11 protein-coding genes are annotated in these 12921 nt (G+C 45.5%); 3 read left to right on the forward strand and 8 right to left on the reverse strand.

Annotation, left to right across the window (positions count from 1 at the left end; translation table 11 throughout):
* Positions 1-87: 87 nt before the first annotated feature.
* The 3 genes from ACJJIZ_RS14730 to ACJJIZ_RS14740 all read right to left on the reverse strand — a co-directional run bounded on the left by ACJJIZ_RS14730 (position 88) and on the right by ACJJIZ_RS14740 (position 3015).
* Positions 88-915 carry a DUF2059 domain-containing protein gene (locus ACJJIZ_RS14730; RefSeq protein WP_444908159.1) on the reverse strand — a complete coding sequence of 276 codons (828 nt, stop codon included), beginning with the start codon at positions 913-915 and terminating at the stop codon, positions 88-90.
* A gap of 116 nt (positions 916-1031) precedes the next feature.
* A complete protein-coding gene (locus ACJJIZ_RS14735) occupies positions 1032-1823 on the reverse strand; it encodes a penicillin-binding transpeptidase domain-containing protein (protein WP_444897471.1) in 792 nt (263 codons plus the stop codon).
* Positions 1824-2112: 289 nt separating this feature from the next.
* Complete coding sequence (locus ACJJIZ_RS14740; protein ID WP_444913939.1) at positions 2113-3015, reverse strand: prohibitin family protein; 903 nt, start codon at positions 3013-3015, stop codon at positions 2113-2115.
* A gap of 600 nt (positions 3016-3615) precedes the next feature.
* On the opposite strand from ACJJIZ_RS14740, the gene biuH reads away from it, so the two are divergent.
* Positions 3616-4338, forward strand: coding sequence for a biuret amidohydrolase (gene biuH / locus ACJJIZ_RS14745; protein WP_444908157.1), 723 nt, complete (start codon positions 3616-3618; stop codon positions 4336-4338).
* Between the two features lie 68 nt (positions 4339-4406).
* Here the strand turns inward: biuH and ACJJIZ_RS14750 are convergent, their stop codons facing one another.
* From ACJJIZ_RS14750 to ACJJIZ_RS14765, 4 genes are all read right to left on the reverse strand, one after another.
* Entirely contained in the window at positions 4407-4928 is a 522-nt protein-coding gene (locus tag ACJJIZ_RS14750; RefSeq protein WP_444908156.1) for a DUF4166 domain-containing protein, read from the reverse strand.
* 120 nt (positions 4929-5048) lie between these two features.
* Positions 5049-6353, reverse strand: coding sequence for a S8/S53 family peptidase (locus ACJJIZ_RS14755; RefSeq protein ID WP_444908155.1), 1305 nt, complete (start codon positions 6351-6353; stop codon positions 5049-5051).
* Between the two features lie 257 nt (positions 6354-6610).
* A complete protein-coding gene (locus ACJJIZ_RS14760; RefSeq protein ID WP_444913940.1) occupies positions 6611-7819 on the reverse strand; it encodes an ABC transporter permease in 1209 nt (402 codons plus the stop codon).
* On the reverse strand, positions 7809-8546 hold the full coding sequence (locus ACJJIZ_RS14765) for an ABC transporter ATP-binding protein (protein WP_444908153.1): 738 nt from the start codon (positions 8544-8546) through the stop codon (positions 7809-7811). Before ACJJIZ_RS14765 ends, ACJJIZ_RS14760 begins: the two co-directional genes overlap by 11 nt.
* An 86-nt stretch (positions 8547-8632) precedes the next feature.
* Here ACJJIZ_RS14765 and ACJJIZ_RS14770 point away from each other — a divergent pair, with 86 nt between their 5' ends.
* The gene (locus ACJJIZ_RS14770) at positions 8633-9256 is read left to right on the forward strand and encodes a DUF3299 domain-containing protein (RefSeq protein ID WP_444908152.1); all 624 of its coding nucleotides are present in this window, start codon (positions 8633-8635) and stop codon (positions 9254-9256) included.
* Between the two features lie 51 nt (positions 9257-9307).
* Here ACJJIZ_RS14770 and ACJJIZ_RS14775 read toward each other — a convergent pair whose 3' ends face one another.
* Positions 9308-11533 carry a S46 family peptidase gene (locus ACJJIZ_RS14775; protein WP_444908151.1) on the reverse strand — a complete coding sequence of 742 codons (2226 nt, stop codon included), beginning with the start codon at positions 11531-11533 and terminating at the stop codon, positions 9308-9310.
* A gap of 663 nt (positions 11534-12196) precedes the next feature.
* Between ACJJIZ_RS14775 and ACJJIZ_RS14780 the strand changes: the two genes are divergently transcribed.
* Positions 12197-12919, forward strand: coding sequence for a DUF1826 domain-containing protein (locus ACJJIZ_RS14780; RefSeq protein ID WP_444908150.1), 723 nt, complete (start codon positions 12197-12199; stop codon positions 12917-12919).
* Positions 12920-12921: the final 2 nt, after the last annotated feature.

The raw sequence follows: 12921 nt of genomic DNA on the forward strand, positions 1-12921 counted from the left end.
CTAATATGGAAGCAGGCTGTAGGCCGAGGAACCCCTAAATATCTAATTAGAAAGCACAAAGATATTCAGGAGCTCCCTACCCCATAATCAGTTCGCTTCACTCTTAAGTATAGAGGCCATATCACCGGACCAACGGCCGATTACTTGTGTTAGAGCTTTATTTAGCCCTGCCATTGAAGAGGAGTTGAATTTTTTAGCTTCTGGTTGGCTCAAGAACTCCTCATATTTCGCTAGGCTTGCATCGTCGAATCCTTGATAAGTTTGCACGAAAGAGAGAGTTACAAATTGCTCAACATTTTGACGCATCTGGGGCTTCATTGCCTCCATTTGTGCCTTATAAGCATCTAGATTGATCTCTTGGCCGGGAGCCATCACTGCCATCACTGCGGAATAGACAGCAATACCCGTAGAGACCTGCATCTCCATCGCTATATCGGTAGCACCAACAAGCTGATCAATACGAGTTGCCATTTCAACGCGCTTTGTGTCAGCCATCAACTGCTGTGCATTAGCCATCAAATTCTGGAATGCCTCTTCAGAGCTTCCTTCCTCTTCAGCCTTAGTAATTTTCTTACCGATATCTGACTCATACCAAGCCAATAAGACCTCAACATCTTTATCGGTCAGAGAAGTACTCAGTGACGAGCGCACTTCTTCCATAATGATGGACGGTAAAATTGTATTATCTGCACTTTCAAGAATCTTTTGCAGTTTATCCTGAGGAATTGGTGCACCTTGCTGTACGCCTTCCGCAAATCCAGATTTTACTAGCTCAGGAAACCCCTCAACCTGCTTGGTGAAACCCGATACAAGCAGAAGCTTATCCAAATTGTCTGCTTTATCGGCAGCCAGGCATAATGAGCAAAAGGTGCTGATGAATAAAGCAAATATAACTTTTACAGCTTGAGTTCCCATAGGAAGCCCCATATGAAAGTGAATTTGATCGCCATTATGCCGATTGACTCACAACAATCAATCAAAAAGCCCTAACCATTGCAAAACAGACGTACCACAGCTTTGCTATAAAGAGCCTAAATAACCCCCAACTCAGATAGTTTCTTTCTGGCAATTTCAATTCTTTTCTTTTGTACTTCCCGAAAACTGCTGCCATCTATGTTAATCGCAAAATAATGAATATTGTTATTGGACTCTACAATTCCAATATACCAGCCTAAAGCCTTATTTTTAGCTATTGGCCCTCCTCCTGTTTTTGCATATAACTTATAGGTATCAGTCTCCTCTACCAGCATCACTTCTTTAATTTTATCTATAGCTGACTGCGATACAGGTAATTGACCAGTAAATAAACGTTCCAGGAAGTCTACCTGCTCCAACGCGGATATTTTGATACTCTCATTGAGCCAGAAGGTATCAATACCAGACGAAGCATCCCGATTACCATAATTAAAACCTGCCAAATACTGATTCATTCTCTTAGCGCCAATCTCCGTTGCTAATTGCTGATAGATCGGAACCGCTGAATTTTGAAATGCTTCGCGAATTGTCAAAGGTCTTTCTGACCAGATTGTAGGCCACCACCCTTTAGCCGGGTATTTGTCATGATTATAGGTTAGCTCTTGTAACAGGTTCTCAACTAAACCCAAGTCAAGTGCAATAAGGGTATTTGGAACCTTAAAAGTAGAGAATGGTGTGAACTGCCTGGCTGCCCTCTCCCTATTAATTACCGTATATTCTGAGGTCCGACTATTCTTGAGCACAAAAGTACATAACTTGCTACATGAGCCCCCATCTTCTGCAATCACCGAGTTGCTGACACCAAAAACCAATATTGCAGCAGTGATAAACCATATAAAGTGTTTCAACCGGAATCTCCTTGATTTAGAGTGCGTGATACCCGAGGAACATCAATAAATTTAATCCGGATAAACTGGGTAATTAGCACACCGAAAAGTACCTTTCGGATATTGGGAGGAGTTACTTGGCAAGTCAAGTAACTAAGAGACTAACAAACAGTCCTTATTAAGTAATAACTGTACCATCATTTAGAATTTAGGAAATACTGCCAACTGAACAAACTAGGCTTGGCGTTTCCTATTGATAAACGCCAAACCTTTTGTGTAAAAAGCGAGCAAAATCTAGCTTTGGGCCATCTTAATTTCTGCGGTCTGAGTTATTCCCCATATCCCACAGAATTGGCTGATCGCCACCCATAATCGTTGAAGGCATTTGACCATTCCATTGCTGCGCGCGGGTATATTCAACCAAGGTATGGTTTCTGGCAATCGCATCAGCTTTTGCTTTAATCGCTGCGGCTTCCGCTTCCCCTTTCTCCAGAATCGCAAAAGCTTCCGCCTCGGCCTCTACACGAATCTTATGGGCTTCACCATCTGCTTTAGCTTTGGTGGCATCACGGCGCGCATTAGCAGTATTCACCTCACGTTGCGCTTCCAGTTTTTGACGTTCCAATTTATGCTTTTCGGCAGCCGCCAGGTTCAACTCTGTCTGCTTGGTTTCAATAGATTGGATGTACTTGGGAGGCAAGCTGATGCTCTCAATCTGTACATCTCCCAATTCCATAGGCAACCCCTTGGTTTCCTCCTCCAAGAGTTCCTCAATACGTCGAATTGCTGCATTCCGGTTCTGGATAATCTGCTCTGCCTTGAATTCAGCCAAACCAGCTTTACTGGCGCTTCTCAGCCTGGGATCGAGAATCCGCTGTTCAAATTGTTCTAAACCGCCATATTGCTTATACAAATCAATGGCTGCACTGCGAGTTACCGTCCAGTTCACCGCAGTCACTGCTTTTAACGGCATTTGTTCTGCAGTGGCGGCATTCATCGTCTCAACATTTTTCCGGGTTCTTACTTCGATTTCGACCACATTGTCCATAAATGGGACTTTCGTATGAATTCCAGGATCAACCTGTGAGATTGCCTTACCAAATCGCTTTACAATTCCTACGTGCCCCTCGTCAACCGTGAAAACAGTCCCCATGGCGATAGGAATAATCAGTAATGCAACACCAGCGAAAATTCCCTTCTTAAGATTTTCCACAAACTTTCCTTTAACTACTTACATCCAAAAACGGTTCTTAACTTCAAAGATGAATACATAAGCGGATATTCTTTAATCCCTATATTTCTAAACCAGAAGGGAGTACCAAATAAGCCCCACTAAAATTCACTCAAAATGACCCGCAGGATAATATAGATAATTTTTCAATAAAAAAAGTGTGACGTTTCACTTCCACATATCAGTGGAACGAACTCTTTGAACCGAAATATAGAAGTAAGCTTCAACTATCCAACCGTGATCTTGTTTGTAGATATTTAGCGCAAAATAAAATCGCACTCGAAATTTCATATGCTAGATATACGAATAAAGGCGGCCTTTTAAATTTGATCAAATAGTTGAAGAGAAACGAATACACAAAATATATGTCGCAATGTTTTGGCCTTTCATGAACAAAAGATATAGGAGAGATACGCCTAAACCCACTACCAGATGAGCATTCATTACTTATGTGGATTCGGTCATACCTCACCTAAGCAAGAATTGTGCGCCCAATAAAGTCTTACCAATCAATCAAGCTCTCAATCAACGCTATTATCCATTGGCAATCACTTTCTCTATCAATAAGTAGAGGCCTTGACAATGAGCACTTCAGATTCATCGGACAAAAATGGCCCTGTCGAGGCCACCCCATACAAGTGGCCATATAATGGGGATCTCAGGCCAGAAAACACCACTCTCGTGGTTATTGACATGCAGGTGGACTTTTGCAGCCCCGGCGGCTATGTCGACAAGATGGGATATGATCTGGAGGCAATGCGCAAGCCCATCGAACCCATCCAGCAAGTATTGAATGCGATGCGGGCAGAAAACTATCACATTATGTACACCCGGGAGGGGCATCGCCCCGACCTTTCTGACCTCCCTCCAAACAAACGCTGGCGCTCACGACAAATTGCTGCGGGTATCGGCGACCCGGGACCATGTGGACGTATTTTAGTCAGAGGGGAACCTGGTTGGGACGTGATCCCTGAACTAGCGCCCAAAGCTGGTGAGGTCATTATTGATAAGCCAGGCAAAGGTACCTTCTTTTCTACAGACTTCGGGCTAATACTCAAGCTTAAAGGGATCGATAACTTGATTCTCGTGGGCGTTACAACCGACGTATGCGTACACACCACCATGAGGGAAGCAAATGATCGAGGATTCGAGTGCCTGCTTCTATCAGACTGCACTGGGGCTACCGACATCGGCAACCATGAGTCGGCTCTCAAGATGATTACTATGCAGGGAGGTGTCTTTGGCGCTTATACAGATAGTCAGAAACTCCTGAAGGGACTAGCGGAAGCCTCTAATACCAGGTAAGTAAATCATGTATTGTTGTTGGGGAAGAGCTTGTTACTGAGATCGCTCTTCCCTAATGGCATTTTAAATCAAGCGGGCTCCGTAATTTTCAGATCGCCAGCATATGATAAAATGAACCCCACTAAAAACATGTGCACACTGACACTGAACTGATACTGCCCTTCACTCTCTGTTTCATAAGCCTTGACTTTGGGCCAAAGAAATTTTGGCAAAGCTATACCTAATAGCTTCGTTTTCGAAAACTGATATTCAAGTGCTCCGTTGACATTATGAGCGGTAAACTGCATTTCCAAAGGGCCGAGCCTTTCCACCAGATAATTTTTTTCTGAATAAAATGATGAGCTCATCTTGAACCCATCGAAATCTCTCACCCAATCCATCCGATCGGAAAAGTGTCCACAATCAACAACTAACTGCGAACTTGAACTCGCCTTCGGGAATCTAAATATTGAACAAATAGTATTCGCAATAACCCCACCTCGTTTGACGACAACAGAACCCTCATACCTCTTCATCCCAGTGTGTGCAAATTGCAACAGTGGAGATAATTCATTGAATGAGGACCCCATATGAGCGGAAAGTATGTTCAATATTCACTCCTATTCCTATTCACTTCCTTTACCCACAGTACCATCTATACAGGTAACTGGCAGGCTGCAAATATTCAACCTGCCAGCGCACTCTCATTCAACTCGATGACTAAATCAAGCTTATTTGCTATTCGCTCTCAGAATAGCGCTCATAGCCCGGTGGGCGTCAACGAACCCAAGCCCGGTGTTGTGATCACCTAGCCAACTGCGGCGAGCATTATCTTTCAATGACTTGCTCACTAGTTGAGCAGCTTCTACCCTGCTAAGGCCGTAGTAGTCTGCCATTTCAAGGAGCAATAGGCTGACAGCCGCTAGTTGAGGAGCGGCAAAAGAGCTACCAGACTCAAAGTTTTGACTGGAAGCTGAATATACTGCATCGCCGGCAATAGCAAAGCTCTGCTTAATAGCCAAGGGGTTGTAACCCGGAACCGTCGCCGTAAGTGAGATCTCATTTGAGAATGGCTGGAGGTTGATTGCAAAAAACAAATTCTCAGCACCGGCCTGCCCTTCATTCTGAGCAAGGAATGCCCTGATTAAATCCAGGTCATAGGTAAAGAAGCTGCCGAGTGGTGGTAGCTCCAAGCGCTCTCTGACATCGGTGTTGTTATGCTCAAGATCTGTACCTGTATTCCCCAGTGACTTGGTAAAAATCTTACTTTGTAAAATAGCGGAAAGATGCTCTGCAAACTCTGGGTCGAGTTGGTCATTGGTGATATGAAATGCACGGCTCATATTGATCACACTAATGTCATCTCGATACCGCATATAGGCCATTGCATCATTATAAGTTTTGCTCTCGGCACTAACGGGTACAATAGTCGCCTTCGGAGCAATATCCAAAATGATATCAATTACGGTGTTACCATGAAGGAAAGTGATGGGATCACCAAAGGCAACTTCCGCTTCAATATTGGGATACTGTTCGCGCTGCTCTTGTAAGCGTGTCGGATCAAACAAATCAAAAACAGCAATTACCATACCCTCGCCATCAAAGCGCTTAGTCAAAATTTGCTGTTTCAGTTTATAACCGGGCACATGGGGAAGCAGTAACTCATTAATCGCCAACCTGAATAGATTCAGGTCGGCAATAGCGGCATCAAATTCCGGCCTATATTGCTTCTGGTAATCTTCTGGCTGAAACGTGTATAGAAGCTCAGCTAATACAATAAATTCTGTGATTGACTGCCCCCACTTGTGCATCAGTAATTCTTCAACCATGTAGTGGGATTTTGCCATTCCCGAATATTGATCAAAATCAGCTGCCAGATACTCTTCAATAATTGGAGTTACCGGCTCTTCCCAAGGCCAGGGGGTTAATTCTTTCACAATCTCTAAGGAATCTCTGGCCTGCTCAATATCTGGGGTTGAAGCAAATATATTGAGGCTACCCAGCAACATTAAGATTGTTAGTATTATCCTATTCAAAACTATTTCCTTGTCATGAAAAATTATTAGATAGTGTTTGTAGGCTGCTACAAGCCACGGGATATAAATAGTCCCAGTGACAGGAAAAGCTCGCAGCCTGGAAATAGGATCACGAATGGTGTGGAAAGGCAACAAAGCAAATATATATAGAAATTACAAAGCTAATATCGCCCATAAAATAAAAGATATTCGGTTACCTCTGACATCAAAATCTAGAGAAAGTCTTACTCTGAATTTGGCTCCGCCTCATCTTCTAGTCAATGCAGAAGATCACTATCCCCCAAAGACTGGCGGCATGCACTTATAGCGGGAATAGCAGCTACAATTAATGTGCTTACCAGTACTAAAGCTAAAAGCACAATCGTATGTTCGCCTATAACAACGCCGTCCAAATAGATTCCAAATTTATCTGTCAGAATTGGCTCAACCAGCCAGCCTCCCATTATCAATCCAGAAACAGCAATTGTCGCACCTAAAAGTAAAACCAAAAATGCCTCAGTCTGGATCAATAGGAATAAAAACAAAGGGCCAGAACCTACAGTTCTCAGTAGTGCTATCTCCAGTCTGCGCTCGCGCATCGTGGAAAGTAGTAAGATACATAAGCCAAGTAATGCAGCCAAAACCACCATAGCTGAGACAAAAAATAATACCTTTTCTATACCACCGGATATCTGCCAAAGCTCCGATAGTGCAATGCCCGGCAATATTGCCAGCAGCGGCTCCTTCGAATATTCGTTTATTTTTCTCTGTACCTGAAATGTAGCTATAGGGGAATTAAGCCCGAGTAAGAAGGCAGTAATGTTATTAGGCACCAGATCATCGTGCTCCGCATCAGCACCATGAACGGCTTCCAGTCCCGCCAAGCTTACATAGAGTGCTCGATCTACTGGTGTACCAGTAGGCTTGAGTATGCCACTAACGATAAAGGGGTTTTCACCATGCTCTGTGAAGAGCGTTCCAACCAAACCGTGCGCCAATGTGAGAGTGTCATCAAGTTGGTAGTTGAGTTCCCGAGCGACCTCCGCCCCCAATATGACACTAAAAGTATCGATAAAATTCTGGCCGGTTGATAGCTCCAATGGCCTCTTATTCCCATACCGATAGTGATCGAGAAATCCCGTTGAGGTTCCCACCACCCTGTAACCTTGGTGCGAATCCCCCAGGGATAGGGGTATCGCCCAACGTACCTGGGGTAAGTGAGTAAGTTCCTGGTAGCTATCCCATGAAATATGATTGCTGGCATTCCCAATATGGAATACGCTGTATAACAAGAGATTCAATTGTCCCGTAGGTGCCCCAACAATAAGGTCTACCCCTGACACAGTTCGACTAAAGCTGTTTTTAGTATGGCTTCGCAACTGCTCGATCCCCAACATTAGAATCAAACTGATTGCTACAGACAATACGGCCAGTGACACACTACCCTTACGCTGCATCAGGCTTTGCCAAGCAAGTTTAAAAAACATCGGCTAAAGCCTCCGGTGCAGTGTCCCACTCGGGCCTAAGTTTCCAGGCAATATTTATTTCGCGCATATCCATAACCAGAGGGAAGTGTCGTTCCAAAGAGCTATCGTGGCTGACAAAGATCAGAGTGCATTTCTTTTGCTGACATGCAGTCATCAACAACTGGACAAAAGCATCTCTCGCTTCAGGGTCCAAAGCAGATGTAGGCTCATCAACCAGCAATAACTGCGGTTCATTGATCAATGCCCGCACGATTGCCACCCTCTGTTGCTGTCCGACACTCAAGCTGGCCACTTTCTTGGGTAAAATTTCCTCTCCTAAACAGAGTCCCGTTAGCAGCTCATTAACCCTGCCGCGAAAATCGCCACGGAAACCAGAAAAGTGGGTAGCGACACGAATATTGTCCTCCACACTCAAATAGGGAATTAGGTTAAAGCGCTGAAATACAACGCCAATATGTCTCGCCCTGAAGCGATCCCGCTTGCGCTCACTCAGTGTACCCAGTGGTTGACCCAGAACCTTAAGGCTTCCAACTTTTGTCGACAGAATACCGGCCAGGAGGTTCAGCAGTGTTGATTTACCACTACCGGAGCGGCCACGTAAAAATACCTGCTCACCGACAGGTACTGACCAATAAGGGACCTCTAAAACCGAAGGACCTGTACGATAGGCGAAGCGCAGCTGCTCCACTTCAACCGCTAGTTTCAATTTCGTAGTGAAAGCATTCATCTTGCACCTCATTTGCAGCATGGATTTTTGCAAACAGATATATAATGATATATCAAATCATTTAATACGATAAATAAACCCCAGCCATGAACAGATATCTCTTCTCATCAGCCTGCACCCTGGCAATCGTACTACTCGTAGCTGGCTGTGATAGCCCAGTTGAAACCAATCAAGTTTCAGCGCCAGTCGCTGAAGATACTCAAGTCAAACAGGTAAGTATCAGTTATCGTGAAGTCAGCTGGGAAGAGTTAATCCCAAAAGATGATCTGGATGCGTTACTCAACCCACCAGAATACATAGATGATATTGTTGAAGGCTCCACTGCCGACTCAATGCCTAACTCATCAGCTATTGCCACTACGAGCGAAAATGAAAGCCGCTACCAAGCCGCTTTGACTTCCACCCGAATAAAACCAGAGTTCGACAACCAACAGATACGTATTGCTGGGTTTATAGTTCCAATTGAATTCAATGACGAATTAACAATTTCCAATTTCCTTTTTGTTCCCTACTTCGGAGCCTGTATCCACCTGCCGCCCCCACCCCCAAATCAGGTTATCCATGGCAGTTTTCCTGAGGGAGTTCAAGTTGACGCTCTGTATGAACCTTTCTCTATAGAAGGGAAACTGAGAACATTGAAAATAGAAAGCGAGTTCGGAACTGCGGCTTACAGTATGGAAGTGGATAACATTCAACCTTACACAGAATAATGTCCCAGGCGAGCGCTGCTCACCCGAGGACACTACTTCATCGATTGCCGGCTATTGGCCCATCTCCCGAACCAGGTATCCGGCACCGTCGATATTCTCCATTACCCAGAGAATGTAAGCGATGTCGACATGAATCGCCCGGGTGCTATCGGTGAAGTCCCAATCAGCATTGATACTATCGTAGGTTCCGTCAAATACGACTCCCACCAGCTCGCCGCGACCATTCATTGTCGGAGATCCTGAGTTACCGCCCGTAATATCTACGGTACTTAAGAAATTAACCGGCACCGAATCCAGCTGCTTTTCATAGTAACGGCCATAGCTCTTCTTATCGATAGCTTCCATCAAAGCCTTAGGGGCATCAAAGGGAGCCTCACCTGTGTACTTGGCCTTAATGCCACGCAAAGTTGTAAAGGGTACAAAACCTTGCTTACCGTCATTGCCGTCAGCGGCCTTCTTAATCGTACCTGGTGGTGGCTCATAGCCTTTGACCAAACCATAGGTCACGCGGAGGGAGCTATTTGCATCAGGATAAACCGGCTTACCCAGTGAGTGGTAATAATCAATCAGCATTTCCATATACTGTGGGCGCAACTGAGCAAAGCGACCTTTCATGGACTCCTCATGCTCTTCACGCGTAAGCATGTCTTCGTACATGGCCACTGCCAGCTGGATAAACGGGTCTTTGCTCTCTATAAAGTCTTCAGGCTTTTTACCTATCCATGCTTCACGTACCTCGACATCGGAAAGCTCTGTTTCCTTATACATTTTGTCGAGTGTTGCCTCTAAGTCTGTATTGCCTTTGCCGATGTTCAAGAAACGATCAAAGCTGGCTATACGCTGCTCCTTCGGGAGTGCCTGGTAACGGTCCAGGAAGTAGAGCCAGATCTGTTTGTCGACTGATGGATGATAGCTGCGTTCAATACGACGCATGCCCTCTGTGAATCGGGTCAGATCCCTTTCCTGATAACCCGGCTTGCGCTTAGCATCAGGTTTTTCGTTCTCTTTAGCCAAACGATACAGTTTGCTCGCGGCACCCAGCATAGCTGAACGATCCATATAATCGATGGCGAGATCCTGTTCACGGGTTGATTCTTTTTCTACAACCAGTGCCTCAAGGTCATCAATAGTAGACTGGTATTTTTTCTGGCGGGCTTTGTCTGAATCCACCCAGGCCTGCAAATCTTTTTCCAGCTTTTCTTTACGCTGCAATAGATCGCTACGCTGGTATCCCTCCATCATGCCGGTAAAGTTTTTAGAGTAATTATTCAAGCCTGCCACGAGACTGGCATACTTTAACTCTGCATCTTTATTGTCGGCGGTAGCCGTACCAATCGTTTCTGACCACTCACCCAATACCCGCTGCATGTTTGGGTAATACCAATTGAAGTTACTTTCCACTTCCTGGGCGGTGCGATAGCGATTAGTGCGGCCAGGGTAACCGGCAACCATCACAAAATCGCCTTCCTTAGGGCCTTTTGCCGCTACGGGCAGGTAGTGCTTGGGCTCGTAAGGGACATTATCTTTAGAGTAATCGGCCGGTTTACCATCTTTACCCACATAGGCACGGTAGAAGGCGTAATCGCCGGTATGGCGAGGCCACATCCAGTTATCGATATCGCCACCGAACTTTCCGATCGAAGATGCCGGCGCATGGACCAAACGCACATCGCGGATTTCCAGTTGCTTGACCAGGTAGTAATTCAAACCGCCGTAGTAGCTATAAACCTCACAGCGATGCCCCGGCTCTTTCTCACACTCGGAAACCAGCGCTTTCTCTGCTTCTTCGATTGCGGCAAAACGTGCAGCACCATCCATCTCATCAGTCAGGCGCTCATTAACCTTATCCGTCACTTCGTTCATTGCAACGGTGACATAGACACGGGAGCCAGGTGCAGCAGGCAACTCTTCCGCTAAATCCCCGGCCAGGAAACCTTCCGCCAGTAAATCCTTGGATTCAGTTGAATTGTATGAAATTGAACCGTAGGCGCAGTGGTGGTTGGTAATCACCAATCCCGTGGGAGAGACAAAGGAAGCGGAACACCCCCCCAGGCTAATCACCGCATTCATAGGGAATTCAGTAAGCTTGGTCATGCTGGCTGGGTCCAGCTCGAGGCCATGACTGCGAAGCTCCTTGGACAATTCAGGCAACTGGTGAGGCTGCCACATCCCCTCGGTCGAAACACTTTCTTTCTCTGCAGCAAGGCTGGAGTAACTGGCTCCAGCGAGTAGTGCAGCAGTTGCAACCCCGTAAACAATAGAATTATTTATTTTCATATTTACTCAGCAATATTTAAATAATAACAGGTGAGCTTTGGATGTTTCCCAACACTAACCCTGTTTTTTGCGGCATAAACACCGAAAATTCACCTACAAACACAGCAAGCTGACAGAGTAACATACCCTCTTCGGCTGTAGACCAACACGAATCTGAGACCTTACTTGAAGCCGGCCAATCATCGCCATTATTTTCCTGGCTCTTCCACCCAATTTGGATAAACCACAAAGATACGATTGATACACTATATCATTTTAGATCCACCAGATCTGAGTAAAATGTAAGTTGCGCCGACAACAAGAAAGATATTTGCGATAAACAGTATGACCCTCTGTGAGATATCGCGAAGTAACTCACTACCCGTAAGCACATACCCGCACACCTCAGAAAGCCTATTCCTGTTACAACATCCACCGTCTCATCCCAACGACCGACATCAGCTCGATCATTTTGACTCCAAAACCCCTCTTCCTCTTCAATACCTGGAGGTTGCCTAATCTCACCAACCCAAATATGATACGTTATATCATCTCCACAACTGAAGATTGAACGCTTTCAGCCAGGAACCTCACTAACACCCTGCTCTCGCTCATTAAGAGCAAAGCAAATAAACAATGCGGAAAACATTTTCGCTAGCCGAATTTACTTAAGAGGAGCATATCTTGAGCCTGATTTACTCTAACGAAAGAAGCCGTGAGCCACTGATTACACAGGTAAATAATGCGGAGCTGGTTCCACTTGGAAAAGGAGTATCTGAGGTAAAGGAGCCAAATACCCGCCGGTCTGTGTCTGCAGATACCGGAGAAATTTTGGCAGATATTTTCCAAACTGATATCAATATGGCTATCTGGCAAAGAGAACTGCCCAAAGACATAGCCTATAATTGCCAATCTCTTCTAAATAGCGCTGTGCATCCCAACCGCCGGATTCTGCTTCCCACCACCAAGATTGACCGTCTCGCTGAAGTATTACCGGAGCTTAAGCCCTACCCGCACCTATGTGCTGATATCCAGCTACTGGCAGATATGTTCAGTTACCTGTTTGAGTTAAGCGGAGTCGGCATTCGCTTAACAACCTTAAGCGGTGCAATGTGCCCCAAATTTCACGTAGACCGAGTGCCTTGCCGATTGATTACAACCTATTTGGGCACCGGGACAGAGTGGCTGACACCAGACTCTATTGACCCTCATACACTCGACTTGAAGGCCAACCAGGAATTTCCTTCAACTTCCATCAATCACCTGGCATGCGGCTCGGTTGCCCTACTCAAAGGTGAACTCTGGGAAGGCAATGAAGGATTCGGCCTAATCCATCGCTCACCCAGTGTCGATCCCGGCCAACTGCGACTACTGCTCACTTTCGATTTCGGGTCCGCCAACGAGTAACT

Source organism: Microbulbifer maximicatervae (SeqCode) (assembly GCF_052467225.1).

Excerpts from the sequence above, each read along its gene's own strand:
- ACJJIZ_RS14730 (WP_444908159.1), bottom strand. The coding sequence starts at position 915 with ATGGGAACTCAAGCTGTAAAAGTTATATTTGCTTTATTCATCAGCACC.
- biuH (WP_444908157.1), top strand. The coding sequence starts at position 3,616 with ATGAGCACTTCAGATTCATCGGACAAAAATGGCCCTGTCGAGGCCACC.
- ACJJIZ_RS14760 (WP_444913940.1), bottom strand. The coding sequence starts at position 7,819 with ATGTTTTTTAAACTTGCTTGGCAAAGCCTGATGCAGCGTAAGGGTAGT.
- ACJJIZ_RS14765 (WP_444908153.1), bottom strand. The coding sequence starts at position 8,546 with ATGAATGCTTTCACTACGAAATTGAAACTAGCGGTTGAAGTGGAGCAG.
- ACJJIZ_RS14770 (WP_444908152.1), top strand. The coding sequence starts at position 8,633 with ATGAACAGATATCTCTTCTCATCAGCCTGCACCCTGGCAATCGTACTA.
- ACJJIZ_RS14775 (WP_444908151.1), bottom strand. The coding sequence starts at position 11,533 with ATGAAAATAAATAATTCTATTGTTTACGGGGTTGCAACTGCTGCACTA.